Genomic DNA, 26,598 nt, shown 5'->3' with positions numbered 1-26,598 from the left:
GCAAATAAATAGTAAAAAAAGAGTAAAGATTATAGATGAAGACGATAACCGATTCCCCAGACTGTTTCAATATATTCCTCAGATGTAACTGTTTTTATCTTTTTACGAATATTGCTTATATGTACATCCAGAGTTTTTGTTTCACCCATATATGGTTCGTCCCACGCATATTCAAAAATGTCCTCTTTACTGAAAACCTGCTTCGGATTTCTGAGCAGTAATTCTAAAATCGCAAACTCCTGTCTTGTTATCTTAGGAAGTATTTTTCCACCAATGCTGACCTGAAAAGTAGCTTTGTTCAATACCATCTCTCTGAACGAAAGGTTAGATTCTTTTATTTCCTTTTCTTCTGTATGACGAAGCTGTACCTGAATTCTTGCCAGTACCTCTCTGATTTCAAAAGGTTTCGTTATATAATCATCAGCCCCACTAGTTAAAACCTTTACCTTTTCATCCAAGCTATCTTTCGCAGTCAAAACAATAACCGGAAGATTTCCCTTTTTCCGTATTTCCTCCAGAACTGCTTCTCCTGTAATTCCCGGCAACATCAAATCCAGCAACATCAGTGCATAGCTATGCTCCTGCATATTCAAAAGCAGCTTTGCCTCAGTTCCGGAAAACGCCTGCTCACAGGAATAGCCTGCTTTGGATAATGCTTCCTGAAGCAGATTATTGATATTTGTATCATCTTCTACAATCAGTATTTTCTGCATGATAGTTCTCTCCTCTATTTTACACTGTGAAAACATTATTTTCTTGCATTATACGCTTTTCCCTTTTTTCCCGCAATTACTCCCCACAGATCCCCGGAATTCTCCAGTACATAACATACTTTTTGTTCCAGCTGAACTTATAATTTTCAGTATTCCTGTGCTTCCAAGATGCATATATCACTTTTCTCTTACCATTATGTCTTTATTTCTCCATCAGTGCTTTCGCAACCCTTATCCCGCCCACAAATAGAGCCAAACTAGAGCCATTTGATAAAACAAATGCCGAAAGCCCGCATAAATACAGGCTTTCGGCATTTTAGTCCGTTATTCAAACTCCTCTTTGCCAAGTTGTTATGTGGTGTTTTTCGTTGGTTTTGCTGGTAGAAACCAGGGAGTTTTGTCTGATTTCTACGTGTTGCATGGATTCTTAAGGGATTGTATTGTCATTTTGTTGTCACTGACTCTTGCTCACCTTTCTCGCTATTTACATATTCTTTCCATGCACTATTCTTTCCCACTAATCCAACAAAACGATTCATAACATTACGCTTTATGCTTCTCAAATTATCATAGTTCTGATAATTTTCTTCTACTATTTGATTTTTTATAGTAGTTTTATCTATCACACCAATATGTTCCGTATAATCTTCTATTAGTTTATCAGTAAAATCCGAAACAAATTGCACTTTATCTGCATAAGATAAAGGTTGAAACTCATATGTCATATCAAATCTAGAAAACAAAGGTTCTGGAATCATATCCTTAAAATTGGTATTATTTAAATTTGCTGTGAAAACGATTATATACCCATCCAAATCAATAACTTTTCCGTCCAAATCAGTATATTGACCATCTTCTAGCATTTCATAAAAGAATGTAAATATAGCTTCATCCGCCTTATCTAACTCGTCGATTACAATAATTTTCGACTTACTGTGCAAAATCTTATTTGTCAACTCTCCACCTTGTTCACTTCCAACATATCCTTTGGGAGAACCAATTAAACTCCACAAAGAACCTTTACCTGAATAATTCCCAAAATTAATTTTTATCGGTGGTTCATCCGGGTACATCTCTCTCTGTAAAATTCTTCCTACTTCCGTTTTTCCTACTCCTGATTTACCACATAACAGCAAGGAAAAAACTTTCTTTCTTTTCATTCTATGTAGTAAAATAAATGCCTCTATCTGGTCTTTAAAATCCTTTTTAAACTTCTCATGCCCATATAACTGCAAATCAAACTGTTCTATAATAGAATCAAATTTCTCTTTATTACAATCAATAATAGAAAACGCTTCCTTTTCTTCTTGTGTCTCCTCCTGAGTTTCTTCAGCCTTATCTAACACTTTATCGCATTCCTCATCTCTTTCAAAATAATAGCTAAACACATCACAGGCTTCATGCAAAAAGGTTTTTTCCACACAATAATCAATATTTTCTTCGTTTTCTTCATTTAACGAATTAATCCATCCCTCATATATAATTCGCAAATCATTTCTCACAAGAGCAGACATTACCATTACGGTTATATCAATAACAAAATGCTCAACATCATTTATTCCTGTATACTTTAATGCAATATTTTGATTAGTCAAATAGGAAATAGGGTACACAATATTCTCCCCTTCTGGAAACTTTTTTGCAAATTCATCAAATTTACCTTTTTCATAATACAATAGTTTTTTCTTTTTCATCTCTCTATTTTGCATTAATCTCCTGAATCACTGCAATCACATCTATAACCTCTTGGAATTCTCCAGATTGCTTACCTTTATTGTTTATATCATCAAACATTTCTTCTTTACCTTTCGCAGAGGATTGTAATCGGTAATCATCGTTCTCATAAGTATGCACTTTCTTCTGTTCATTATTTTCCGAAAAAATTTCTTGTAAACTTAATCTTTTTTCATACTGACGTTTTCCTCTATAAATTCCTACAACAGTTACAGTACCAACCTGTAAATCATATATATTATAAGAATTCTCAAAATCATTTTCAAATGTCATTGGAATTGTTAATAAAAATTTCTTATCACCAACGATACATCCCAACTCATAGGCACAATCCTTTAATAAAGAGTTTATCATTGCTGATAAATCAAATTCGATTTTCATGTCATCTGAATTACTGCTAATTTTCGTATCCTTAAATGCTCCGTTTAATATCATTTTAGTAACAGCATAGGACTCTTCAGCATTCAAAAGTACTAAGGATGCATTCTTCAATAAAATCAAATCACCTAAATTAATATTTTCATTTCCTTCATACACATTTGCTTTGGCTATAATACTCGCAAGCATATTTGATTTAGTAGTCTTTACATCAAAGTTTTCAAGCACCTTACTTTTCATGCCATTATGAATTTGAATATTTTGAGACAATCCTAATTCACCTTTTACGCTCTCTAAATATTTCAGATTACTATTAATACCAATATTAGTTTGTTTCTCAAGCGTCGATTCCGATTCATTTTCACTTGTTCCACTAGTAACAATTCGATTATTCAAAAGCATTGCTATCTCGTATACTTTTTCAGTATTTATATAATACAAACTAAATATTTTCTTTTTCCTCTCTTGTTTATCCTCTTCACCTTCCATCCCACTTGTCTTTGCTCCTTTAATTTTGCTGTATATCAGCATATAAAGAGCGGTTATCATGTAAATAACAATTTTAATCTTTGCCGGAAAAAGCATTGTATCTATTAAAACAAGCATTAGATATTCAACAGACGCTAAAACTAACGCATAGTATAATCCGTTTACTTCCTTTTGACTTTCTCTTTGTGTGCACAACAACTTTAACACTACCGCTAGCAAGACCGGTACAGAAAGAATATACGGCGAATAAAAATATGTTATATTAAAGATATGTACAATATCTAACAATACACATACAACAGAAATTGAAATTAAGATTATTGCCAGATAATGCATCCATTTTTCAGCAATACATTCATTTATTTTTTTCACACTCGTCCTCCTTTTTACATAATCCTCAAATATATAACGACATATTAATGAATACTCCAAGTTACGGATTAAAAACTACTTGTCCTTTGAATTCTTCAAAAAAGCTCATCGGGATACTCCGTTGACATTTAAAGCTTTTTTCTGCAACATAAGTAAAACTTTTTCCCAATTCTTCTCCCGGACACATTATTAAGCCGTCTATTGCACCATCCATAGCATTAGTCAATGCAATAAGATATCTAATAGTTCTTGTTGTAAAATTATCATTTATCTGTTCTTCAAACTGCGGAGAATACTTTCCTAGATCAATCGTTGGTGAATCTTGTACTTTAACCTCCAACATTTGATTTCTTATATCTGGATATCCACCTTCAAGACTATCTTGCTTACCGCTATATCCCAATTGATAAGCTACCATTCTCTCTAATTGTTGTCCTCTTTGTTTTGTAGACAAGGAAATGTCCAATTTTTCACCAATAAGACTGTCAGTAATACGTTCATCTATAATCTCAATTGGCAAAACCTTTTGAGGTTCATCTTTTATACTGACATCAGCGTTTATAATTTCGTCACCACTAGCCAAAAGTTCTTGTGGCAAATTTGAATCAGCTATTACCATACCACCATCGCGAATAATATCTTCACGTTTTTTATTAGAAATAATAAGTTGTTGTTTAACTGTAGGTTTACCAAATTTTCCAAACCTATTTTCAATATAATCTGGGGTCATTACAATTATAGATTCAATACAATTATCTGTATCTATCTTACCGAGAACAAATCTTACATCGCTTGCCAAAAGAGTTTCTCCATTCTTTAAATCAACCTGCACTGATGCACTGTTCGGATTTCTATTCCATACTTGCAAGTTATATGAATTACCCGTTGTAACAATATATGTATCTATATATTCTCGCAAGAAGGCTGGCACTCCTTTTTGTTTAGGTGGTACAATTTCATACTCATCCGCTGCCTCAGGCATATAATTTGATAAGAGATGATTGGTTACAATCTTTCTAAAATTTGATCCATCAGTTCTTGATTTTCCCGTCATAGGTATCGCCTGACCAATCAACGGTCTTAATGCTTCTACAAGTTCTTCTGGTGTAGATATAACACTTTTACATTTAGGTGGTTTCTTGCCCTCTTCAATATAATTCATTAGTAATTCTCCTCTCTTCCTTTTCCTATAAAGCTTTCAATTTTTAAAATTTCTTCCTCTGATAAATCAAATGCATCATAAACAATCTTATCTATTGCATTTTCTAATTCGCCTGACATGCCCGCAATTAAATCATCCACATATTTAGCTATGATTATGGCATCATCCTTTTTGATTCTTGGAATAGGCCATCTATTCAAATTCGATGTAGTATACCTATACTTCTGCGAATATAGGCAACCGCTTATCATTTTTTGATAAAATTCCATAGCTTTGGAATTTAATAGTCCTAATAAAAAACAATAATATTGGTGTTCATTTAAATCTGGGTATTCCGACATTAAAATTGAAGATTTCTTCGTTAGGAAAAACGTATTACCTTGGCATAATCTCCCCGACTCATCTAGTGCAAATGAATTGCTTGAAACAATATCCCTCGTGACAATTTTTGTTTGTTGAAATTTTGATAACTTCTGAGGAACCCAACACTCATACCACATTCTACTCTTAGACTCTGCCAAATAAGATCGTTTCTTTAATACATCTGAACATTCTTCAAGATATTCTGCTGCTTTAGGTATCTCTTCCAAAGGAATAGCAACCATATTCCCTTCTATTTCTCTATGTGGATATAATATATATCTATCCCTTGAACTTTCACCCCACGAAATATTCCATTTATTCACATTAAAACTCTGTATTAATGGATATACCGCAATTTTCTCAAATGCATGCTCATTAATAAAATTTTGAGTCATCGGTTTTACAAATATTGTATCTGCAGTAGTCTTTATCCCTACGCATACATCAAATATATCCACGAGAGAGCATAATTTTTGTTCATCCATTTTTGTTTTGATAGTGTTCTCATCACTTGTAGAAAAGTTCCATGTTTTTCCATCAGCAGGTATTTTGACCTTTGAACGAGACACTTCAAAAACCTGCTTATCTTCATTTCCATAGAGAATGAAACTTTTACCACAAGTCAACTCATTTTCAACATACTCAAATAACTCATTAGCATTCAAACACACACGCTGTCCATCTTGCTCAGCAGTTTTTATTCCGATATAATCCACTTCACAGTTATCACTCTTACTATTTTCGCACATAATAATTGCTGGCAAAACAGCAGCACCGAAGAATTTAGTATCATACAAATCTACCAATTTTCTAACATGTCCTGCTTGCGACAAGTATGCGCGTATACCCACGCCATAATTAGCAGTCAAATACTTGTTACTTGTAATCAAACACATCCTTCCATTTTTATTCAATAATTTATCACTTTTTTCGAGAAAACAAGTAAAAATATCAAATCTCCCCGTAGCACTAACAAAATTATTTTTTATAAAATCCCTATATTCAACAGGCATGTTTTGTAACCTGATATAAGGAGGATTACCAATAATATAATCTGAGTTATCTCCCACACACAAAAAATCCTGACAGTATACTGGCAGTTTTCTTATCATATCCAAAACATCTTTGATTTCGCATATCAAATTTTTCTTAACTAGCGAAGAAATAATGACTATTTTTGTAACAAATACATTGGATGGTTTTGTGTCATATGCTCGTATTAATTTACGTTCCAAAAGTTTTTCCTTATATGTGTTTGTAACTTGATTTACATACAATCCATCTATAAACCTATCTATTATCTGCTTTATAAATGTACCCGTTCCACATGCCGGATCAACAATAGTTTTACTAATGGAAACAATCTCATTATATCCTATAATATCAAGCATATATTTGATTATTTCATCCGGCGTTCTTTCACTTCCAGATTTTTTTCGGGATTCTAAATCTATCCCATCTGTCAATAATCCAAATAATATCTCATCTAACTCTTTCTCTGTTTTATCAGCGAATGAGATTTCGATATTTTTCATATTCGAAAAACCCACACATATTTTTTCAATCTGGTTTTCGTTATATTCTATTCCTTTTCTATTCAATAGTTCAATCAATACAGCTGTCGCTGTATATATAGCCGATATCGAATAGTTTAGCATTTTATCTTGTGCTGATAACTTGTTCTCCACTTTTCCAAACATCTTGTCTATAAATTTTGTCTCATCATCTTTAACACTCAAATAATAGATATGCCCAAAATTTCTTTTGTAAAAACCAAAATTCTTATTTATAACATAGTATAAATTTTCTAAAACGCTCATAGCATCCATAGAACAAACCTCCATCTAGTCTTCCGTTAACTCCATAATATCCTGTAAATCACACTCAAGAGCATTACATATTTTCAACAAAATATCTGTATTCACATTTTCATTTTTTCCCAATTTAGCAATGGACGTCGTACTAATATCAGCCTTTTCTGCCAAATCCTTTTTTAGCATCTCTCTGTCTATTAACAATTTCCATAATCTTTTATAACTTATCTTCATGTGTCCTCCTAGAATTCGAACATAATTTTTTAATCATACCATTCAAATCCTGTTTTTGCAATAATATTTTCGCATTCGCTAAATCCCCCTCACCTTCCTCTCCCCACATCCTTGACCTTCTCTCCGATCCACTCCATAAACTTCTCCAGCAGATTAATCCCGCCAATCACAAACTGTTTCATAAACTCATGTGCCTTTTCAAGCTTGTCCTTCAGACACTGATTCTCTTCCCGCAATATCTGATTCTGATACCTCAGTTCTATCACCTGCTCCTTCAGATAATCATCGCCATCTATCGCTCTCAGAAGTTCCTTTTTTAGCCTTTCTACCTCCTCCAGTTCAAACTGAGCCCGTTCGGTCTGCCATTTTGCAGTGTCCGATATCATCATCCACTTGTCAGCCTCTTTTTGCGCCGACTCAGCTTCCATTCGGTATTGCCTTTGCCTTCACTTACAAATCCTCTGGTAGCAAGTGCCGCCTTAAGACTTGTCTTTGTCTCCAATCCTCTCTTACATCCGGATACCCAAGGGATAAAACTCAGATGCAAATGTGGTGTTTCCTCATCCAGATGAATATAGGCACCAATCACATAAAGCTGTGGATTGCGAAGTTGAAACTTTTTCACATAATCCTTCAGCACCCACGTTGCAACTTCTGCTGAAGAACTACCTACTCCGGTATCATCCCTATTGCCTATCTGAACGATAACCTCATAAAATAATTTTTTCTGCTTGCTTCGGGAAATTTTCTCATAATAACTTTTAATCTGCCTGTCCTTACGTTTCTGTTTTGCATTGTATTCCTTCAGTGCCTTGTCAAACAATTTATGATAAGCCTGCTTAATATCCTCGTGGATAAGGGTGATATTATTCTTAGTACGGCTGGCATCTACATTGTCCGCTATAAATCTTCTTGTGTTGTGTCCGATGGAACCTTCCCCATTCATAAAACTAATTGTTCTTTCCATTTTGAAAATCCTCCTCTTTTGGTATGTATACAGGCACCTCCTTCTTATCTGTAATGAGTGCCGGATACGGCACGAAACAGCAGATTTCCCTGGGAAGGTTTTGTTACTTTTGTCAAAAGTAACGCAAAAGCACTTTTGACAGCTTCGCCATCAAAAATGCAGACCCGCAAGCGGGTTTTGCGCTCCTCGCCGGAGTGGCTGTACGGCTCTTCGAGCCAGATAAAGCTCCCTTTCGGGAGCTTATGAGTCGCGGATACGCGACATATTATTTACCAGCCACAGCTCCGATACAAAACTCCACTTATCCTCTAATGAAAACAATTCACCAAATCATGCAGAACTACCTCCTCTGCTATCATTCTTGCCTGAGTTCGTAGCTGATATATTTCCACAAAAGAATTCGAATGCTTTGGTTTATGTTCACGCAACCACTCATTTTCAATATCCTCCAGCAATTCATAAGCTACTTCATTTACCTCGGTTGCTTTGTCATGTAATTCTCCAAATCGTACCAGACTTCTGTATCGCTGCGGATATTCCTTCTGTATGTAATCCATCCACATGCGACCATATTTCCCGACATCTGTACTGTTCTCCGCTTCACCTAATGTAATCAACGGATAAAAAATGCCCTCTTTTTCTATGTATTTCACACCTAATTTTTCAAATAATGTTTCTTCGCTCATAGCAGTCACTTCCTTTTTATGAAATATTTGTTATTCCTCATTTTGTACTGTAAGTTGCTTCATATCTGCCAATGTTTTCGGTTGTTCCTTGAAGTCTTCCAATATTTCCAGCATGGAACGGATGGGAGTAAGTAACTCCCCATCCATATCCGATGCCTTTTCTATCCTCTCAAGCTCGCGCTCAATCCTTTGCAGGTTCTGCCGGAACTGCACCAGCATCAACGGGTTACCTGTGGCAACCACCTTTTGATGAAGAACACTCTGGATTATATAATCCTGCTTGGTACGAAATCCGCTGAGCTTCACTCTGTTATTCAGCTCCTCGTTTTCCTCCGGTGACATACGGAATGCTATTGTCACATTCCGCCATCTGTTTTTATCGTCTCTATTCTTTTCTGACATTGACTAACGCCTCCCTTTCCGTTTCCAGTTGTGCTGCCATATCCGTCTGCGCCGTTGGAAATAAATGTGCATAATGATATGTGATATCTACTGCCTCATGTCCGACTGTTTCGCCTATTGCCAGTGCAGAAAATCCTAAATTGATTAGCAATGAAATGTGCGAGTGTCGTAATCCATGAATCCGTATTCTCTTTACTCCTGCAAGCTTTGCACCTCTATCCATCTCGTGATGCAGATAACTTTTTGAAATAGTGAAAATTCGGTCATCATCCTTTATTCCATAAAGGCTGCTTATAAAATCCTCCATCTCTACAGCAAGAAAATCCGGCATAACAATTGTTCTGTTACTCTTTGGTGTTTTGGGGTGTGTAATCACATCTTTGCCTTCCAGTCTCTGATATGACTTGTTAATCCGGAGTGTTTTCTTTTCAAAATTGAAATCTGCCGGCGTCAGGGCAAGCAGCTCACCTTCTCGAATCCCTGTCCAATAAAGCATTTCAAATGCATAATAGGAAATAGGTTTATCTGCCACGCACTCTAAAAATGCCTGAAATACATCTTGTGTCCAGAACTCCATTTCCTTATTTTCTTCCTTGCCCATAGTTCCGGCTTTTCGTGCCACATTATCTTTCAGACCATACATATTTACCGCATGATTTAATATGGCGCTGAGCTGATTATGAATGGTTTTCAGATAAGTAGGTGAGAATAACTCCCCATTATCCTTCTTCAGCTTCATAATCTCATTTTGCCACTGGATGACATCAGATGTCCGAATATCATCCAGTTTTCGTTTTTCGAAATAAGGCAGAATCTTTGTCTCAATAATGTGCTTCTTTGTCAGAAAAGTATTGCGTTTTATTCTTGGCTCTAAATCCGTCAGATAAATATCCACAAAACTTTTGAAGCTCATACTGATACTCTGATCCTCTTTCAGTTTGAAATTCCGCTCCCATTCAAGGGCTTCGCTCTTCTTTGCAAAGCCCCTCTTGGTTTTCTGTTTCCTTGCTCCGGTCAAATCCTTATAATAGGTTCTCACCTCCCACATTCCAGTCTTATTATTCTTGATAACCGCCATCTATCCCACCTCCTTATCCGTAGATAGCCCGTAGATTCGTTTCATAAAATACTGTGTACTGACACGTCCTTTTATTGTCACGAATCCATCCGCCTCAAGTTCTGCATTCAGTCGTCGTATCCGTTTATAGGAATACGATAGTGATACTCCCAGCATTTCCATTACATCCTGCGCTGTCAAAAATCTCTTGTTCTCCATAAGCTAATGCCTCCTCTCTTTCGTTTTTCATTATTCAGTTCATTTCTGAACGGTTTTGATGTGCATTATATTAACAGTTCATTTATGTACTGTCAATACTTTTTATCAAAAAAACATTTCACTTTTGCACTGTTGATGATATAATGTACGCGAAGGCAAAAGTGAGCATGGAGTTTTGACGATTGATATGCGAAGCATAAACAAGCGGCAAAGCACCATGAGAACGCGCCCGCGAACGAGGAAAACCGAAGGTTTTTCGAGTTTTTGCCTTCGCAGAAAACATATTAAGTATTAATGTAGATACATGGTTTGTACCTCGTGTCTTCATGCATTCTACAACACTCATTCCACGAATAAGGAGCAGTTAAAATGGGCGAGAAATTCACCAGCCGGGTAGGCTATTTGATTCGAAATTTCAGAATTGCATCTGACATGACGCAAAAGGAATTAGCAGATAAATGTGGATTAAACGAATCCACTATCCGAAACTATGAACTTGGAAACAGATATCCGGATGAAGCAACTTTATTAAATATTGCAAACAATCTCGGAGTCAGCTTTTATGCATTATCTGACCCTGATGTTGCAAACATATTCAGTGCACTTCATGTACTGTTTGACATCGAATGGGCATATGGTTTACGCCCCACTATAAAAGATGGGGAAGTATGCTTTAAATTTGAAGAACGGCTTCCAAGTTCCGGTCCCCGTCCACATGAAGACCTTGATAACTTTCAAAAGATGGTTGAGTATTGGGCACGTTTACGAGATAAACTTGAAGATGGTGAAATATCAGAAACAGAGTATTACCTCAAAGAGGTGAAGTACCCAATGAACCCAACAGACCCGAATAAAGAGTATACTGTTTCGTTGAATCTTGATGATGACGACCAACTACTGGTTCAAAACATGAATGAGGATGACGATGCAGAAGAAACTGCCGAATTGTTAAAAGACCTGTTCCCGGATTTCTCTTATGTGAAGAGGAAAAGGAAACCAAAGAAGGATTAAATGGAGTGTTGCACTATTAACTTATTTTGTTTAAACGGATATAACGGAGAAAAAATTAGTTTTGAACTCAATGAAGTTATTGGATTTCCTAATAACACAAGCATTGAAGGTGGCTATGATATTATTTGTACATTAATTATCGACTCTGGATGTTATCACATTGAACATGACCGATTATACTCCGCCACAGGTGCTCTTTATCGTTTTTCTAAGGAACTGCACACTTGTTATTCTAACCTTTTTGGTTCTGCGGAATACCATTTATTGTACGAAAGTGACCTGACCTTTAAAGTTGAAATGACAAGTGGTGGACACGCCATTGTAACCGGAGCCTTCCAAGAACGTCCAGACAAACACAATATACTGCAATTTGAATTTGATACTGATCAATCTTGCTTGTTGAGTGTTATTCAAGATATTGAAGGTTTAAAATTGAAATATGGCGATATGGAAGGATTGTGCAACAAATAGAAAGGCGAAATAATATGCTTAATATAGATGTAAAAGGAATATTAACAAATACCGGCAGAACATCTCCTATTTTCCCTGGTATTCGTCCTACTACAATAATTAAAGATGACTATTGGACAAGTTGTGTCCTTATTTTTGATAATCCAATTTCATTGGACGAATCTATACAAGCTTCCATCACTTTTGTTTCTCCAAAGTATTATGTAAATTCATTATGGCTCAACAAGTGTTTGGATATATATGAAGGACCAAGAGTAATAGGCACTTTCACAGTAACTGAAATAACAAATCCTATCCTTGATGCCAATGCTGAAAAGTGGATATTCATTGATGGACGTGATATCCATACACTTAACGACTTTTTTGACCAAATTGAACAGAAATTGATATATAAAACTGATTTCAAGATAGGTCGTAATCTAAATGCTTTTAATGACTTGCTTTGGGGTGGATTTGGTATTCACGAATACGAAGAAACTCTTCATATTGTTTGGATTTATGCCGAAAAGAGCAAACAAGCATTAGGTGATAAATATTTCAATAAAATAGTATCGATTATAGAGAACCACGAAAGCAAAAACAAATATTTAGAACTATATGATGAGCATGCTCTTTAAATTACATACTGCGACTTATTATACACGTTTCCGGATTTCTCTTATGTGAAGAGGAAAAGGAAACCGAAGAAGGAGTAAAATTGCTAAAGGAGAATGCCAACATGTCTAAATTGTATTTATATGTAGCAGAGACGAACCACTCGCAAAAAGATACTGCTGATATCGTAATAAAAAATGAAATTTCGCAGGCAGAACTCGCACAATTAAATGATGCTTTTAGTATATGTAGCATCTATCACAGTATTACACAAATCAAAAACATTGTAATAGAAAATGGTGAAAGTTTTAAACATTTTATGAGTTCTACAAATATGATGGAACTTAGCAAACATAATATTTCTCCTGAGCGAGCTATAACCCTTGCCAATAAAGCAGTCTTAAATTATGCTTCATCCATTAAAACATATATAGATATGGAAACTCGCATTTTGAGGAAAAAGTCTTCGCAAACCTCATTAGATTCTTTTAATACTTTATGTCATACATTTTATGACAAGCATTTAGAATATCGGTTTTGGTCAAACTTTAGAAATTACATAGTTCACTGCGAATTCCCATATACTATATTTCAAAATTCTGTTGTAACAGGATGTAAAATCATATGTACCAAAGATCACCTACTTCAATTTGATAATTGGAAGCATTCAAAAAATGACATAATGCAAATGGATGAAATTGTAAATCTGCCTGTTCTTGTAGATAATATGAGCAGTCTGATATATGCTCTATATATAGATTTTTTCAGCTATTTTGCAACCGAAATCATTAAAGGTATAGAAACATATGGAAACTTTTGCAGAAGATACGATGTCAAGAATCCTGTTATATTCAAAACAGAAAATAAGGATAAACTCACAGGAAATCACATACAACCTTTACCTGTAAATGAACTCAAAGCTTCATTTGACATACTAAAAAACAATCCTAACATCAGCATTAATATTAAGTAATTTCCAAAGTTATTGTCATTTGATTGTCACTCAACCAAAAATGAGCCAAGAAACGTCTTAAATTCGGCATTTCTTGGCTCATGTACATTATTCAAACTCAATCGTTCCAGGTGGTTTACTGGTCAGATCATACATTACTCTATTAACACCCTTAACCTCATTGATAATCCTGTTCATTACCTTCTGAAGAACTTCAAATGGTATCTCTGAACAATCTGCTGTCATGAAGTCTGTTGTATTTACAGCACGGAGTGCTACGGCGTAATCGTAGGTTCTGAAATCTCCCATACAGCCAACTGAACGCATGTTGGTCAGGGCTGCGAAGTACTGACCGAAGCTTCTGTCGAGACCTGCCTTTGCGATCTCCTCGCGGTAGATGGCATCGGCATCCTGAACGATCTTGACCTTCTCGGCTGTGACCTCTCCGATGATTCTGATTCCAAGGCCTGGGCCTGGGAATGGCTGACGGAATACCAGATACTCTGGGATTCCAAGCTCAAGGCCGGCCTTGCGGACCTCGTCCTTGAAGAGAAGACGGAGTGGCTCCACGATCTCCTTGAAATCTACATAGTCAGGAAGTCCGCCTACATTGTGGTGGGACTTGATGACTGCCGACTTGTCAAGGCCTGACTCGATGACGTCAGGATATATGGTTCCCTGTACGAGGAAGTCAACGGCACCAATCTTCTTGGCCTCCTCCTCGAATACACGGATGAACTCCTCGCCTATTATCTTTCTCTTTGCCTCAGGCTCGGTTACTCCGGCAAGCTTGCTGTAGAATCTGTCCTGAGCATTCACTCTGATGAAGTTCAGGTCGTATGGACCGTCCGGTCCAAATACCGCCTCAACCTCGTCGCCCTCGTTCTTACGAAGAAGACCGTGGTCTACGAACACACATGTGAGCTGCTTGCCTATCGCTTTGGACAGGAGAACTGCAGCCACTGATGAGTCCACACCACCTGACAGGGCGCACAGCACCTTGCCATCGCCTATCTTGGCACGCAGGCTCTCTATAGTATCTTTTACAAATGAATCCATCTTCCAGTCGCCTGCACACTGGCATACATCCATGACAAATGCTCGAAGCATCTTCATACCTTCCTCGGTGTGCATAACCTCTGGGTGGAACTGAGTCGCATACAGTTTCTTCTCAGCGTTCTCCATAGCTGCCACTGGGCATACAGGAGTGTAAGCTGTCTTCTTGAAGCCCTCTGGTACCTCTGCAATATAGTCTGTGTGACTCATCCAGCAGATGGTCTTGTCATTCACATCTGCAAACAGCTTTGATGTCTTGTCAACCTCTACCTCTGTTCTTCCATACTCGCTGACAGGGGCCGTGCTGACCTTGCCGCCCAGCAGATGCGCCATGAGCTGTGAACCGTAACATATTCCGAGAATAGGAATACCCAGTTCAAATATCTCCTTGCTGCAGCTAGGTGATTCGTCTTTGTATACGCTGTTTGGTCCGCCGGTAAAGATGATTCCCTTAGGGTTCATCTCTTTGATCTTCTCCAGCGGCAATGTGTACGGATGTACTTCGGCATATACATTACACTCTCTTACACGTCTGGCGATCAGCTGGTTGTACTGTCCGCCAAAGTCCAATACGATAATCAGTTCCTTATCCATGTATATCTCCTTTGTTGCCTTTTATTTACCTATAACAGATTTCTGAACATTTCTTAGTATAACACAATATGCAGCACTTTTGTGCTGCATATTGTCCAAAAATTATGTTGTTTTTAATATTTATGCAAATTCTATATATATCACAGCATTTCCTCATTCTATCTGATATATTATATACATCTTTATATATGATTCGCCTTTTCCTATTTCTGCACGATATATTGTATTCATCTTTATATCATTCGACGTCATCCAACTGGTTATTATAGAATTCTATTGTTCACGCATAAAACTGTAAGCCAAGCCATTTCTACTTACCAAGCTTTCCCTTAAGCACTTCAATACCCTTCTGGTACTGGCTGTCATTCTTGCCCTGGAAATCCTTGTAAGTGTAATCATCCGGCAGTTCGACCTCGATATCAGGAGCAACGCCCTTCTTATGAATGTCATTTCCATCGTGGGTAAAATATTTCTGTGTGGTAAGCTTAATGGCAGTACCATCACCAAGAGGTATAACGCTCTGAACAATTCCCTTGCCGTAGGTGTTTGTTCCGACAACTGTAGCCACCTTGAATTCCTTCAGTGCTGACGTCAGTATCTCTGATGCACTGGCACTGTATTCATTTGTCAGGACAACCATAGGCATATCCAGTGACTGCTCATCTGTAGACTTGTATTCCTCTTCAACCTTGCCGTTTTTATCCTTAATGGAAACTATAGTTCCCTCCGGCAGAAGGTAATCACAAATGCTGACAACCGATGTAAGCATTCCGCCCGGATCACTTCTGACATCTATCATCAATGCCTGCATACCCTCTTTTTTGAGTTTCTCCACTGCTTTCTCGAACAACTCATCAGTGTTGTCTATAAACTGTGTGATCCTCACATATCCTATTTTGTCATCTATCATAAATGAGGAAACTGTGCTGTATTCCACAATCTCTCTTGTGATTGTCACATCATGGTATGATTTGTCGCTCTCTCTATACAGTTTGAGTGTGACATCTGTACCGGCCTCGCCTCTTATGAGTGACACGAGATAATCCAGATCGTCATCCGTCAATATATCGTAATCATCGATCTTGACGATAACATCATTTGGTTGTATGTCAACTTTTTCTGCAGGTGCTCCCTCCAGAATATTGACAGCTCTCACATATCCGGTATCCTCATCCTTGCTGACTGTGACACCTATTCCTGCATACTCTCCCGAGTCATCCTCCTGCAGTTTGGCATACTCCTCTTTGGTGTAATACTCAGCATATGGATCATCCAAAGATTCCATAATTCCCTTGTATATACCCTCCTTGACCGCATCATCGTCGACATCATTGTAATAATAATTATCTATGATAGTCTCGATCTTTGATGTCTTACTCAGGACATCCGCATCTATCAGGTTACCATCATATGTGACCTTACTGGAACTTTTCCCACCATTCAGTGAACTGCTGAATACACCGGATGAACCGCAACCCGTAAGTCCTATCACCGTACTTGCAAGTACGACCGTCACTACCGCCTTTTTGATCGTCTTTCTCATCGCTTACATCTCCAATCTGGTCTTATTATCACTGGCCTAGAAAATCATGTGGGTTTACATACGTGCCATCTATGGATACACCAAAATGGCAATGCGGACCGGTTGAAACTCCCGTGCTTCCCGCCTTTGCTATGACCTGTCCTTTAACGACTTTCTCTCCCACATTAACACACAACTGTGAATTGTGCATATACACAGTACATATTCCATCACCGTGACTTATCATGACCATATTTCCACCGCCACCGTTGTAGCACGCCATGACAACAGTTCCTGCTTCAGCTGCAACTATATCTGTTCCGTAATCGCATCCGATATCAAGTCCCTGATGATATGTACTCGCTCCAGCTGTCGGCGCATCTCTGTAACCGAACTCATCTGTTATAACTCCACCTGTCGATACCGGCCACATAAATTTGCCCGCATACTTTGATGTGTCATAAACTTTTCCATCCGGAGTGTAGACTCCACCGCCATTTGCCCTGGCACGAATCATCTCCTGCCTTGCTATCTCAGCTATACGTCTCTCAGCTTCCTCCCTCTGTGCGGTAAATTTCGCCATGAGAGATTTCTGGGCATCAATATCATCAGAATATTTATTTATATCCTGCTGTTTTTTATCTATCAACGCCTGAAGCTGGTCGTTATCATTTTCCAAGTCAGTCTTGATAGACTCAACCTGTCTGAGATCCGCCTCCAGATCTTTCTCATACTGCGCAATATCATCCTTACTCTTTATCAATTTTGCCAGCTGCTTCTGATCATAGTCCGATATCTGATCAATGTACTCCGACTTGTTTAGAAGATCTGTAAATGATACAGATGTTATAAAGGCATCCACAATTTCTTCATCACCTTCCTCATAAAGGTACTGTATCCTTTGTTTCATAGCCTCATACTGCTTATCCTGGGCTTCCTGGGCTTCTTTCAAATGTTTCTTGGTATCTTTTATGCCCGCCTCAATCTCATCCGCCTCATCCTGTTTCTTTGTAATCTCCGTCTGTACAGCTGTCGCCTGAGCATCAAGATCAGCCACCTCCTGAACAAGCTCATTCTGCTGTTCCTCCATGGCGTTCAGTATATCCTTGGCACTCTTCTCATTCTCCTTGGCTTCCTCTTTCTGCTGTTCAGCCTCTTCCTTGGTCATCGCATTGACAGTGCTGTCACCTGTCTGAAGCAGCATCGCGCCCCCCATTGCCAGACAGCCCAACACTAACAATGTCGATCTTTTTATTTTGCGACAATTATCATATTTCTTCTTCATAATCCTACTACTCCTTGTTAACCCCACATAACAAAATTAGTATCAGACTCTCAAATGCTTCCTTGTCGTCAGAATACTTCCCACAAGTCCGACTCCTATACCGAGTACAAGTCCGACCGGAACCATCGTGCTGAACAGCTCCTTCTGGCTCACAAATGCAAACAGTGTCGTTACAACCTGGAATCTTCCTGCCACATATGTCAGTATCTTGTCATACATATAATACAGAAGAACCAACGGTATCGCCGATCCCACAGCTCCTATTATGACACCCTCTATGATGAACGGCGCCCTTACGAACACATTTGTCGCTCCTATGAGCTTCATGATCCCGATCTCTTCCTTGCGCACCGTGATTCCTATCGTGATGGTATTGCTTATAAGGAAGATGGACACCAGCATCAGTATGACTACTATTCCGATGGATGCATATCCTACCAGTGACGAAAGTGTCGTTATGCTGTCAGCCGTCACATCCGAACTCTTGACCTTGCGAACTCCTGAAAGTCCCTGTGCGAATGCAACGAACTCTGGCTGCTTTGACACATCCTTGAGCGTCACCTCGTATGACGCTGCATTCTTAAGCGGATTATCATCTCCAAATGCATCCTTTGCAGCCTGTGGATTGTCATAGTTCTGCTTAACGAAGTTATCCCACGCCTGATCTGCCGATACAAAATCCATCGTATTTACATAATCAAGTGTTCTTATCTGTTCACCTATCAGCTGTATCGTCTCATCTGAGGTATCCTCATCAAAGAATACCGATATTGTAACCGTGCTCTCAAGCTCCTGCATTCCCGACTGGAAGTTCACAACCACCGCATAGATGATTCCAAACAGGAAGAGGCACGATATGATCGTTCCTATCGATGCCAGTGAGAACAATATATTTCTTCTTATATTCGCAAATCCCTGTCTGAGGATATAGAAAAATGTACTAATCTTCATCTATATATCCTCCTTCCTTCTCATCGCTGATGATCACGCCCTTCTTAAGCGTGATAACTCTCTTCTTCATCTCATTGACGATATCCTTGTTGTGAGTTACAACCACAACTGTGGTTCCCCTCTTGTTGATATCCTCAAGGAGATTCATGATATCAAGCGAATTCTTCGGATCAAGGTTTCCGGTCGGCTCATCCGCAAGGATGATATCCGGATTGTTTACCAGCGCTCTCGCCATGGCTACTCTCTGCTGCTCACCACCTGAAAGCTCCTTCGGATATGACTTGTATTTGTCTGCAAGTCCCACCAGTGTAAGCATCGCCGGCACTCGTCTTCTTATATATCTAACCGGAGTCTGGATAACTCTCTGTGCAAATGCCACGTTCTCGTATATGGTCCTGTCCTTAAGCAGTCTGAAGTTCTGGAACACCACTCCTATCCTTCTTCTGACCTTCGGTATATCCTTGTTCTTTATCTTGCTGTAGTCATAACCGGCAACCGTTATATTTCCGGCTGTAGGATCGAGTTCCTTGAGCAACAGCTTGAACAGTGTTGTCTTTCCTGATCCGCTGCTTCCAACTATGAATACGAACTCGCCTTTTTCTATGTTTATATTCACATTCTTGAGAGCCTCTATACCACCAGGGTATGTCATGCTCACGTTCTCCAATTCTATCATCTTATGTCTCCTATATGCTGACCTGCTAGAGGTCACCTGCTAACCTAATCTATGTCTCTCGACTTTGTCCACGAACCATTATACTACAAATCACTGCTTTTGTTGTGTTTTGTTTGTGAATTAATATTGCTTTATATTGCCCCGCTATATTCCGGGTGTCATCCCAATATTACACAACGGCAGTCTTCATATATATAATATGCTGACTGCCGTTGTGTATTAATCTTGATAAACAAATGATTTTATATAATTCAGGTGTCTCGATTTTTAATAGTCAAGCTTTTCCATGTACTTCATATACTTTACTACCATGAGAGCAATCTTGAATGTGATCGCATCCTCAAATACTCTGAGGTCAAGACCTGTGCTCTTCTGAAGCTTATCTAGTCTATATACAAGTGTATTTCTGTGGATATACAGCTGTCTTGAAGTCTCTGACACGTTCAGACTGTTCTCAAAGAACTTGTTGATAGTTGTAAGTGTCTCCTCATCAAACTCGTCAGGGCTCTTGCCGTCAAATATCTCTCTGATGAACATCTTGCAGAGTGGAAGCGGAAGCTGGTATATAAGTCTTCCTATTCCAAGATTGCCGTATGCGATGATATCTGTGTTCTCGTAGAATATCTTTCCTACATCAAGTGCCATCTTGGCCTCCTTGTAAGAACGTGATACTTCCTTGATCTCATTAACTATAGTACCGTATGATACATGAACTGATGACATGGCCTCTGTGTTCAGCATATCTACGATAACCTGAGCGATCTTATTCATATCCTCATAAGTCTCATTGGACTTCACTTCCTTGACAAGGATTATATTCTTCTCGTCAACTGCTGTGATGAAATCCTTTGTCTTTGCTGAAAAAATATTACGAACTGTCTCAAGTGCATTCGTATCCTTCTCATTCTTTGTCTCGATGATAAATACGATTCTTCTCACATCTGTGTCAATGTGAAGTTTCTTAGCTCTGTTGTAGATATCAACCAGAAGGAGATTGTCAAGAAGAAGATTCTTGATAAAGTTATCCTTGTCAAATCTCTCCTTGTAGGCAACAAGAAGATTCTGAATCTGGAATGCTGCGATCTTGCCTACCATGTATGTGTCATCAGTCTCACCCTTTGCCATAAGAATGTGTTCCAACTGATTGTCGTCAAACACCTTGAAGAACTGGTATCCTCTTACCACCTGGCTCTCTGCAGGCGAATCCACAAATGCACGAACTGAATCCTCGCAGTCATCTATATCCTTAAGAGTTGACGCAAGCACCTTGCCCTCTGTGTCAAGTACGCACAGATCAGTTCTTGTTATGCTCTTTAATCCATCTATTGTATCTTGAAGAATCTGGTTTGATATCATTACTCTTTTCACTCCTTATACTCTTTATTGGTTTGTTCCCGTAATCCATTGCTTTTATTTTAAAGCAAAATTGTTGAAAAAAAAAGAGAAAATGCAGATTTTTTATATATAATTTCTGCATTTTCTCTAATATTTAAGAATTAAACCACTTATTCAAGATTATCTGGATATCTACTTTTATAAATATTCAGAATATCCGAAGTGTAATGTACATTCTACTTGTTATAGACTAGTTAACAAGAATCTCCTCTGTCTCCTTATCGAAGATATGAATCTTGCTTAAGTCAAATGCGAACTGAACTGTATCACCAGGTCTAGCTGTTGTACGAGCATTTACTCTTGCTGTGATATCGAACTGGTCGATTGTGAAGTATAAGTAAACCTCAGCACCAAGCATCTCATAGATGTTGATTCTAGCATCGATTACGCTCTCTGGTGATGACTCGATGAAGAGCTGCTCATCATGAATATCCTCTGGACGGATACCAAGAACAACTTCCTTATCAATTGCATCAAGTGCGATGAGTCTCTCAGCCTTGCTGTCTGGAACCTTGATTGAGTGTGAACCAAACATAAGGAGGACGTCAGCGCCTGACTTAACAACCTTACAATCGATGAAGTTCATAGGTGGCATACCCATGAATCCTGCAACGAAGAGATTACATGGCTTGTCGTAGAGGTTCTGAGGAGTATCTACCTGCTGGATGATACCATCCTTCATAACTACGATTCTTGTACCAAGTGTCATAGCCTCTGTCTGGTCATGTGTAACGTAGATGATAGTTGTCTGAAGTCTCTGATGAAGCTTTGAAATCTCAACACGCATCTGAACACGAAGCTTTGCATCAAGGTTTGAAAGAGGCTCGTCCATAAGGAATACCTTTGGCTCACGGACAATAGCACGTCCCATAGCAACTCGCTGTCTCTGACCACCTGATAAAGCCTTTGGCTTTCTGTCGAGAAGATGCTCAATATCAAGGATCTTAGCAGCCTCATGTACCGCCTTATCAATCTTCTCCTTTGGTACCTTTCTTAACTTAAGTCCGAATGCCATGTTATCATATACTGACATATGTGGATACAGAGCGTAGTTCTGGAATACCATTGCAATATCTCTGTCCTTTGGCTCTACATCGTTTACAAGCTTGTCGCCGATCCATAACTCACCTGAGCTGATATCCTCAAGTCCTGCTATCATTCTAAGAGTTGTTGACTTACCACATCCTGATGGTCCAACAAAGATGATGAACTCTTTGTCTTCGATCTCAAGGTTGAAGTCCTTAACTGCGTTGAATCCGTTAGGATATACCTTGTAAATGTTCTTAAGTGATAAACTTGCCATTTGAAATTACCTCCGTAGTGTATATAATCTTGTTTTTGTTCACCCTAAAAACTATTGTTATTCTACATCATCCACATTTTTCATTCTATGTGATTATTGCTCAAAAAATTTTTTGAACTTTTGTCTAAAATGTATACGTTCGCATTTTTTACAACATTTTGACGATTTTCTAGGCTTTTTGATAGGCTTTGCACTTTGTTTTTTGTGAAACCTTCACCAATAGCTCACTATTTTCACCGTTTTTTAGTAAGGTTTTCAGTATATTTTATAACTTTTGCCTATTCAATTTAACCATATATATACTTGACAAAAATTGTTTCTCTTTTACTGCTGCTTCAAATTTTTGTTATTTTGTCTTAATTACGACTTTTTTATCCTGCGTTGATTTCAATTTGATTTTTACCATTTCAAAATATGCAGTATTTTTACTACCGTCAAAAAAATCCTTCGTACCGATGAACTACCATCAGTACAAAGGACTTCATAATATTCTAGTTATTTGCTGCGTTGTCAACACCGATGACAACAACAATATCCGCATCACTTATATCTACATCTGCCATAGAATCGTCTATGTCAGTTCTGGCACTTGTGGAAGCAGATCCGAGAATCGCTGTAAGTGAACTTACATCGTATGAATCAGATGTATATACCGTCGTGGAAGACTGTGTATCTCCCTGATATGTTCCTATATCCACCGATGTGTATCCATCAGCTGTGAGTGTTGTCTGCCATGTAGCTGCAACTCCTGATACTCCTGATGCGTTGAGTACTACCATTTTTGCGTTCTTTGCGCTTGATGAGCTTGTATCCTCTGAAGGATCCTGCGAATCCTCGCCGTCTGACGAAGCATCTGTTGTTTCGGCAGCATCTCCGTCTCCTCCAAATGTAGGATCCGATGGATCATTCTCCTCTGTAACTATACTTGACACCTCTTTCTTGCTTGTAGTGTCGTTCTTCTTACTCTTGCTCATCGTCTTTGCGAGGAGCACCAGCATTACCACTATCGCAACCGCTAGTATTATAACCGCAGCTCTGAGCATGGTATCTAAAAACAATTTCATAACTTTCTTACCCATTATACAGCCTCCATATTCTTTATGCATTTCAATATTTGATCAGTATCTTTAAATCCAATTTAAGTCTCATCAGTTTATCAACAAAAACAACTAGAGTATACCAAAGTGCTTTTTTATTTTCAACATGTAATTCACATGATATAATAATTTTCACGAGGAGGACCCACTCTGTGGGAGAGTCCTTGTGAAGCACGCAGGCACCTCGCGCAGCGACTTTTCATGTGCCTGCTCCACTTTTCACGAGGAGGACCCGCTTACGGGAGAGTCCTTGTGAAGCACGCAGGCACCTCGCGTAGCGACTTTTCATGTGCCTGTTCCACATTTATGGCAAGGAGGTGTCATTTTTTGGATACTGCAATAATAATCGGAGCTTCTACCGGAATCGGAAGGGCCACTGCTTTAAAGCTTGCTGACTCATATAACAATATCGCGATCACTTCTTTCAGACACAGAGACGAGCTCATGTCTCTCAAAAAAGAACTTGATGCAAAGGGATGTCACTGTCTGGCAATGAGCGGGGATGCCGGGGATATGGATTTCATGGAGAATTTTATACGAACCATCACAGACACATTCGGTGATGATATAGCTCTGTTGGTGAACAACGCCGGAATATCCTACGTAGGGCTTCTCACCGACATGACCATCAAAGATTTTGACAGAACCATGAAATCCAACATATACTCAGTGTTTAACAGCTGCAACAGAGTTGTTCCTTATATGGTACGCGCTCACAAAGGCCATATCATAAATGTCTCATCTGTGTGGGGATGCTGCGGAGCTTCCTGTGAGGTTGCCTACTCAGCCTCCAAAGGCGCTGTAAACTCATTTTCAAAAGCTCTCGGCAAAGAGCTCGCCCCAAGTGGCATAGCGGTCAATGCAATAGCCTTTGGCGCAGTGGATACGACCATGAACGGTCATCTCTCGCCTGATGAACGTCAGATGCTGGAGGATGAGATCCCCGCAGGACGCATGGCAACGCCACAGGAAGCCGCTGAGTTCATATGCCGCATAGCCGGCTGTGGAAACTATCTGAACGGCCAGGTCATCACCTTTGACGGTGCATGGCAGTAGCCACATATTTTATTGAACATTTTCAACCAAAACATTGTGTAACTTACCAAATCCCTATTGCCTATTTGTACATATTGCTTTAAAATAAACTATATATGTTATAGAAACAGGGGTTATAAAATGGGATTTGGATTTGGGAAAAAGAAAAAAAGCAAACCTGCTGAGGATGCCACATTAACCGATATGCAGACCACTCTTGATGAAAACGGTAATGTCGAGATTGTTTCCAAAAATTTCAAAATGAAACCGACTCAGAAGACTTCAGAGGGCACCACCGAAACAGGTGACACATGGATATGCTGGGGATGCGGACAGCCCACAAGTCAGGATGTGTGTCCAGTTTGCGGTAAAAAACGAATCAAATAGCACACACAAGCAAAAGGAGATTGTATTTTCACAATCTCCTTTTTGTTGTCTTGTCTAAACTATTAAAATGTTATTCCTGCCGCATTTATGAGAAGTCCCCACATAAGTCCCGCTGCATAGAGCACCGCTGCTATTCTAATATTCTCAGCTGGTCTGTGTCTGTTCATTCTGAACAAAACAACAAGTCCCACCCCGGCACTCACGAGAAGTCCGGACATCATGGCTCCGGCACTGAGTATCCCCTGAAGATAAAGCTCTGTTATGATCACTGAAGCCGCACAGTTAGGTATGAGTCCCACCAGAGCAGCCGAAGCCTCACCAAGAACTGGCACATCATTGAATATCCTTGCTATGGTATCCTCCCCAACCAACTCTATAACTATATTTATTATCAGGGTAAAAATGAATATGAATATCGCAATCTTTGCAGTGTGTACCAATGCCGACCTCAGCACGCCGCCCTCGCAGTCACAGTGTTCCTGTTCACACACCTCATGTATATTTTTCTCTCCGTAATGTCCGTGATCGTGGCTGTGCTCATGAACGTAATCATGCACGTGTCCGCCATTGTTTTTCTCACCCTTTATATTGTTGTAAACTATGTTCTGGGGATACTGTGTATTTTCTGCCGCAGCTTCGCCATGCATATGCCCATGTTGATCCTGATGTACATGACCGTGTCCGTGTTCTATCCTCTTCACTTCCACTGGTTTTCTGAGCCTGTCCAGCACAAATCCCACTATATAGCCCGTTATAACTGCTATAACAGCCTTTGTCACAAGAATCTTTGCTATAGTTCCGGCACTTATGGCATCATTTGAGAGCATTATCGGGAGCATCTCATCCGATGTTGACATAAATACTGCTATGAGCACACCTGCTCCTATTACTCCCCCACTGTACAGGTTTGATGCCATGAGCGAAAATCCACACTGTGGCACTATACCCAGCACTCCGCCAAGCAAAGGTCCAAGTTTTTCTGCCTTCTTCAACACATTTGCCTGTCTGCCCGCAGTCTTTCTCTCAAGCCATTCCATGATCACGTAGGTGATGAACAGAAACGGGATGAGTTTGACCGTATCAAACAATGCATCCTTAAATGAATCTATTAACAATCCAAACATATCCCTAACACTCCTTGCCATCAGAACTCATATACATTGTATCCGCAATTGTCCTGACTAAATTCAAAATACTCCTCGTTGGTCATATCCCTAAAATAACTGCATATCACGCGGCATATTCCATTGTGGCATACAAACAGCACCGACGAATCCGGATCTCGCTTCTTCGTCTCTATGATGAGATCGTACGTCCTCCTGGCTATATCCATCATGGATTCTCCACCTGGGTATCTATAGGCAAACATCCTCTTATTATTGAGGAAATCCTCATCATCTCTAGGAACCCCCTCATACACACCGTAATCCTGCTCTATGAGCCTGTCGTCCGTAACGACCTGCAAATGTTTTCTCTGAGCAACCGCCTGGGCCGTCTTCTGCGCTCTCGAAAGCGGAGATGCTATTATCACATCAATAGGGCAGTCATCCAACTTGTCTGCAAGGAGCTGTGCCTGTCTGAGTCCTGTATCTGTAAGAGGGGAGTCCGTCCTGCCACAGACCTTGTTCAGTCTATTCCATTCTGTCTCTCCATGTCTCGCAACATATAACCTCATCTGT

28 protein-coding genes are annotated in these 26,598 nt (G+C 39.1%); 6 read left to right on the top strand and 22 right to left on the bottom strand.

The window, feature by feature from the left end; all coding sequences use genetic code 11:
- Window positions 1–29 precede the first annotated feature (29 nt).
- The 12 genes from NQ536_RS03040 to NQ536_RS02985 all read right to left on the bottom strand — a co-directional run bounded on the left by NQ536_RS03040 (window position 30) and on the right by NQ536_RS02985 (window position 10,590).
- Window positions 30–713 carry a response regulator transcription factor gene (locus tag NQ536_RS03040; RefSeq protein ID WP_186814609.1) on the bottom strand — a complete coding sequence of 228 codons (684 nt, stop codon included), beginning with the start codon at window positions 711–713 and terminating at the stop codon, window positions 30–32.
- Window positions 714–1,156: 443 nt separating this feature from the next.
- A complete protein-coding gene (locus tag NQ536_RS03035; RefSeq protein WP_155803901.1) occupies window positions 1,157–2,407 on the bottom strand; it encodes an AAA family ATPase in 1,251 nt (416 codons plus the stop codon).
- Window positions 2,408–2,411: 4 nt separating this feature from the next.
- On the bottom strand, window positions 2,412–3,686 hold the full coding sequence (locus NQ536_RS03030; RefSeq protein WP_004853765.1) for a hypothetical protein: 1,275 nt from the start codon (window positions 3,684–3,686) through the stop codon (window positions 2,412–2,414).
- A 61-nt stretch (window positions 3,687–3,747) separates the two neighbouring features.
- Window positions 3,748–4,848: a hypothetical protein gene (locus NQ536_RS03025; RefSeq protein WP_004853766.1), complete on the bottom strand. Its 1,101-nt coding sequence runs from the start codon at window positions 4,846–4,848 to the stop codon at window positions 3,748–3,750.
- The gene (locus NQ536_RS03020; RefSeq protein WP_044998387.1) at window positions 4,848–7,040 is read right to left on the bottom strand and encodes an Eco57I restriction-modification methylase domain-containing protein; all 2,193 of its coding nucleotides are present in this window, start codon (window positions 7,038–7,040) and stop codon (window positions 4,848–4,850) included. Before NQ536_RS03020 ends, NQ536_RS03025 begins: the two co-directional genes overlap by 1 nt.
- Window positions 7,041–7,055: 15 nt before the next feature.
- On the bottom strand, window positions 7,056–7,259 hold the full coding sequence (locus NQ536_RS03015) for a helix-turn-helix domain-containing protein (protein ID WP_004853768.1): 204 nt from the start codon (window positions 7,257–7,259) through the stop codon (window positions 7,056–7,058).
- An 89-nt stretch (window positions 7,260–7,348) separates the two neighbouring features.
- On the bottom strand, window positions 7,349–7,648 hold the full coding sequence (locus NQ536_RS03010) for a hypothetical protein (RefSeq protein WP_004853769.1): 300 nt from the start codon (window positions 7,646–7,648) through the stop codon (window positions 7,349–7,351).
- Window positions 7,645–8,226 carry a plasmid recombination protein gene (locus NQ536_RS03005; RefSeq protein WP_004853770.1) on the bottom strand — a complete coding sequence of 194 codons (582 nt, stop codon included), beginning with the start codon at window positions 8,224–8,226 and terminating at the stop codon, window positions 7,645–7,647. The genes NQ536_RS03010 and NQ536_RS03005 overlap by 4 nt, the downstream gene beginning before the upstream one ends.
- Window positions 8,227–8,534: 308 nt before the next feature.
- Entirely contained in the window at window positions 8,535–8,912 is a 378-nt protein-coding gene (locus tag NQ536_RS03000; RefSeq protein ID WP_004853772.1) for a TnpV protein, read from the bottom strand.
- A gap of 30 nt (window positions 8,913–8,942) precedes the next feature.
- Window positions 8,943–9,314 carry a plasmid mobilization protein gene (locus NQ536_RS02995; protein WP_004853773.1) on the bottom strand — a complete coding sequence of 124 codons (372 nt, stop codon included), beginning with the start codon at window positions 9,312–9,314 and terminating at the stop codon, window positions 8,943–8,945.
- Entirely contained in the window at window positions 9,298–10,392 is a 1,095-nt protein-coding gene (locus NQ536_RS02990; protein WP_004853774.1) for a site-specific integrase, read from the bottom strand. The genes NQ536_RS02995 and NQ536_RS02990 overlap by 17 nt, the downstream gene beginning before the upstream one ends.
- On the bottom strand, window positions 10,393–10,590 hold the full coding sequence (locus tag NQ536_RS02985; protein ID WP_004853776.1) for a hypothetical protein: 198 nt from the start codon (window positions 10,588–10,590) through the stop codon (window positions 10,393–10,395).
- Window positions 10,591–10,959: 369 nt separating this feature from the next.
- On the opposite strand from NQ536_RS02985, the gene NQ536_RS02980 reads away from it, so the two are divergent.
- The 4 genes from NQ536_RS02980 (at window position 10,960) to NQ536_RS02965 (ending at window position 13,639) form a co-directional block, all read left to right on the top strand.
- Complete coding sequence (locus tag NQ536_RS02980) at window positions 10,960–11,601, top strand: helix-turn-helix domain-containing protein (RefSeq protein ID WP_004853777.1); 642 nt, start codon at window positions 10,960–10,962, stop codon at window positions 11,599–11,601.
- A complete protein-coding gene (locus NQ536_RS02975) occupies window positions 11,602–12,072 on the top strand; it encodes a WapI family immunity protein (protein ID WP_004853778.1) in 471 nt (156 codons plus the stop codon).
- Window positions 12,073–12,086: 14 nt separating this feature from the next.
- Window positions 12,087–12,689: a barstar family protein gene (locus NQ536_RS02970; RefSeq protein WP_004853779.1), complete on the top strand. Its 603-nt coding sequence runs from the start codon at window positions 12,087–12,089 to the stop codon at window positions 12,687–12,689.
- A 101-nt stretch (window positions 12,690–12,790) separates the two neighbouring features.
- The gene (locus NQ536_RS02965) at window positions 12,791–13,639 is read left to right on the top strand and encodes a hypothetical protein (RefSeq protein ID WP_004853780.1); all 849 of its coding nucleotides are present in this window, start codon (window positions 12,791–12,793) and stop codon (window positions 13,637–13,639) included.
- 87 nt (window positions 13,640–13,726) lie between these two features.
- Here the strand turns inward: NQ536_RS02965 and guaA are convergent, their stop codons facing one another.
- The 8 genes from guaA to NQ536_RS02925 form a co-directional block, all read right to left on the bottom strand.
- Window positions 13,727–15,268: a glutamine-hydrolyzing GMP synthase gene (gene guaA / locus NQ536_RS02960; RefSeq protein ID WP_004853781.1), complete on the bottom strand. Its 1,542-nt coding sequence runs from the start codon at window positions 15,266–15,268 to the stop codon at window positions 13,727–13,729.
- Between the two features lie 310 nt (window positions 15,269–15,578).
- Window positions 15,579–16,811, bottom strand: coding sequence for a S41 family peptidase (locus NQ536_RS02955; protein WP_004853782.1), 1,233 nt, complete (start codon window positions 16,809–16,811; stop codon window positions 15,579–15,581).
- A 28-nt stretch (window positions 16,812–16,839) separates the two neighbouring features.
- The gene (locus NQ536_RS02950; protein WP_004853783.1) at window positions 16,840–18,075 is read right to left on the bottom strand and encodes a murein hydrolase activator EnvC family protein; all 1,236 of its coding nucleotides are present in this window, start codon (window positions 18,073–18,075) and stop codon (window positions 16,840–16,842) included.
- A gap of 42 nt (window positions 18,076–18,117) precedes the next feature.
- Window positions 18,118–19,026, bottom strand: a complete 909-nt coding sequence (gene ftsX, locus NQ536_RS02945) for a permease-like cell division protein FtsX (RefSeq protein ID WP_147335350.1) — start codon at window positions 19,024–19,026, stop codon at window positions 18,118–18,120.
- Entirely contained in the window at window positions 19,016–19,702 is a 687-nt protein-coding gene (gene ftsE / locus NQ536_RS02940) for a cell division ATP-binding protein FtsE (protein WP_119203457.1), read from the bottom strand. The genes ftsX and ftsE overlap by 11 nt, the downstream gene beginning before the upstream one ends.
- Before the next feature lie 267 nt (window positions 19,703–19,969).
- A complete protein-coding gene (locus tag NQ536_RS02935; RefSeq protein ID WP_004851293.1) occupies window positions 19,970–21,058 on the bottom strand; it encodes a PucR family transcriptional regulator in 1,089 nt (362 codons plus the stop codon).
- Between the two features lie 229 nt (window positions 21,059–21,287).
- Complete coding sequence (locus tag NQ536_RS02930) at window positions 21,288–22,400, bottom strand: ABC transporter ATP-binding protein (protein WP_004851294.1); 1,113 nt, start codon at window positions 22,398–22,400, stop codon at window positions 21,288–21,290.
- Between the two features lie 491 nt (window positions 22,401–22,891).
- Window positions 22,892–23,479: a LytR C-terminal domain-containing protein gene (locus NQ536_RS02925; RefSeq protein WP_022058665.1), complete on the bottom strand. Its 588-nt coding sequence runs from the start codon at window positions 23,477–23,479 to the stop codon at window positions 22,892–22,894.
- Between the two features lie 345 nt (window positions 23,480–23,824).
- Here NQ536_RS02925 and NQ536_RS02920 point away from each other — a divergent pair, with 345 nt between their 5' ends.
- Window positions 23,825–24,553, top strand: a complete 729-nt coding sequence (locus NQ536_RS02920; protein WP_227909664.1) for an SDR family NAD(P)-dependent oxidoreductase — start codon at window positions 23,825–23,827, stop codon at window positions 24,551–24,553.
- A gap of 120 nt (window positions 24,554–24,673) precedes the next feature.
- Window positions 24,674–24,919, top strand: a complete 246-nt coding sequence (locus NQ536_RS02915) for a hypothetical protein (protein ID WP_004851301.1) — start codon at window positions 24,674–24,676, stop codon at window positions 24,917–24,919.
- A 62-nt stretch (window positions 24,920–24,981) separates the two neighbouring features.
- Here NQ536_RS02915 and NQ536_RS02910 read toward each other — a convergent pair whose 3' ends face one another.
- Window positions 24,982–26,043, bottom strand: a complete 1,062-nt coding sequence (locus tag NQ536_RS02910) for a putative manganese transporter (protein WP_044998065.1) — start codon at window positions 26,041–26,043, stop codon at window positions 24,982–24,984.
- 20 nt (window positions 26,044–26,063) lie between these two features.
- Window positions 26,064–26,594, bottom strand: coding sequence for a histidine phosphatase family protein (locus NQ536_RS02905; RefSeq protein ID WP_004851305.1), 531 nt, complete (start codon window positions 26,592–26,594; stop codon window positions 26,064–26,066).
- Window positions 26,595–26,598: the final 4 nt, after the last annotated feature.

The sequence above is a fragment of the Coprococcus eutactus genome, from assembly GCF_025149915.1.
Taxonomy (GTDB): domain Bacteria; phylum Bacillota; class Clostridia; order Lachnospirales; family Lachnospiraceae; genus Coprococcus; species Coprococcus eutactus.
This window is presented reverse-complemented; position numbering and strand designations above follow the sequence as displayed.

What these genes read in the sequence shown, in the direction of transcription:
- NQ536_RS03005 (WP_004853770.1), bottom strand. Translation starts at nt 8,226, where the DNA reads ATGGAAAGAACAATTAGTTTTATGAATGGGGAAGGTTCCATCGGACAC.
- NQ536_RS02905 (WP_004851305.1), bottom strand. Translation starts at nt 26,594, where the DNA reads ATGAGGTTATATGTTGCGAGACATGGAGAGACAGAATGGAATAGACTG.
- NQ536_RS02980 (WP_004853777.1), top strand. Translation starts at nt 10,960, where the DNA reads ATGGGCGAGAAATTCACCAGCCGGGTAGGCTATTTGATTCGAAATTTC.
- ftsX (WP_147335350.1), bottom strand. Translation starts at nt 19,026, where the DNA reads ATGAAGATTAGTACATTTTTCTATATCCTCAGACAGGGATTTGCGAAT.
- NQ536_RS02935 (WP_004851293.1), bottom strand. Translation starts at nt 21,058, where the DNA reads ATGATATCAAACCAGATTCTTCAAGATACAATAGATGGATTAAAGAGC.
- NQ536_RS03025 (WP_004853766.1), bottom strand. Translation starts at nt 4,848, where the DNA reads ATGAATTATATTGAAGAGGGCAAGAAACCACCTAAATGTAAAAGTGTT.
- ftsE (WP_119203457.1), bottom strand. Translation starts at nt 19,702, where the DNA reads ATGATAGAATTGGAGAACGTGAGCATGACATACCCTGGTGGTATAGAG.
- NQ536_RS02910 (WP_044998065.1), bottom strand. Translation starts at nt 26,043, where the DNA reads ATGTTTGGATTGTTAATAGATTCATTTAAGGATGCATTGTTTGATACG.
- NQ536_RS02985 (WP_004853776.1), bottom strand. Translation starts at nt 10,590, where the DNA reads ATGGAGAACAAGAGATTTTTGACAGCGCAGGATGTAATGGAAATGCTG.
- NQ536_RS02995 (WP_004853773.1), bottom strand. Translation starts at nt 9,314, where the DNA reads ATGTCAGAAAAGAATAGAGACGATAAAAACAGATGGCGGAATGTGACA.
- NQ536_RS02990 (WP_004853774.1), bottom strand. Translation starts at nt 10,392, where the DNA reads ATGGCGGTTATCAAGAATAATAAGACTGGAATGTGGGAGGTGAGAACC.
- NQ536_RS02925 (WP_022058665.1), bottom strand. Translation starts at nt 23,479, where the DNA reads ATGGGTAAGAAAGTTATGAAATTGTTTTTAGATACCATGCTCAGAGCT.
- NQ536_RS03000 (WP_004853772.1), bottom strand. Translation starts at nt 8,912, where the DNA reads ATGAGCGAAGAAACATTATTTGAAAAATTAGGTGTGAAATACATAGAA.
- NQ536_RS02955 (WP_004853782.1), bottom strand. Translation starts at nt 16,811, where the DNA reads ATGAGAAAGACGATCAAAAAGGCGGTAGTGACGGTCGTACTTGCAAGT.
- NQ536_RS02965 (WP_004853780.1), top strand. Translation starts at nt 12,791, where the DNA reads ATGTCTAAATTGTATTTATATGTAGCAGAGACGAACCACTCGCAAAAA.
- NQ536_RS03035 (WP_155803901.1), bottom strand. Translation starts at nt 2,407, where the DNA reads ATGAAAAAGAAAAAACTATTGTATTATGAAAAAGGTAAATTTGATGAA.
- NQ536_RS02915 (WP_004851301.1), top strand. Translation starts at nt 24,674, where the DNA reads ATGGGATTTGGATTTGGGAAAAAGAAAAAAAGCAAACCTGCTGAGGAT.
- NQ536_RS02930 (WP_004851294.1), bottom strand. Translation starts at nt 22,400, where the DNA reads ATGGCAAGTTTATCACTTAAGAACATTTACAAGGTATATCCTAACGGA.
- NQ536_RS02975 (WP_004853778.1), top strand. Translation starts at nt 11,602, where the DNA reads ATGGAGTGTTGCACTATTAACTTATTTTGTTTAAACGGATATAACGGA.
- NQ536_RS03040 (WP_186814609.1), bottom strand. Translation starts at nt 713, where the DNA reads ATGCAGAAAATACTGATTGTAGAAGATGATACAAATATCAATAATCTG.
- NQ536_RS03010 (WP_004853769.1), bottom strand. Translation starts at nt 7,648, where the DNA reads ATGATGATATCGGACACTGCAAAATGGCAGACCGAACGGGCTCAGTTT.
- NQ536_RS02970 (WP_004853779.1), top strand. Translation starts at nt 12,087, where the DNA reads ATGCTTAATATAGATGTAAAAGGAATATTAACAAATACCGGCAGAACA.
- guaA (WP_004853781.1), bottom strand. Translation starts at nt 15,268, where the DNA reads ATGGATAAGGAACTGATTATCGTATTGGACTTTGGCGGACAGTACAAC.
- NQ536_RS03020 (WP_044998387.1), bottom strand. Translation starts at nt 7,040, where the DNA reads ATGGATGCTATGAGCGTTTTAGAAAATTTATACTATGTTATAAATAAG.
- NQ536_RS03015 (WP_004853768.1), bottom strand. Translation starts at nt 7,259, where the DNA reads ATGAAGATAAGTTATAAAAGATTATGGAAATTGTTAATAGACAGAGAG.
- NQ536_RS02950 (WP_004853783.1), bottom strand. Translation starts at nt 18,075, where the DNA reads ATGAAGAAGAAATATGATAATTGTCGCAAAATAAAAAGATCGACATTG.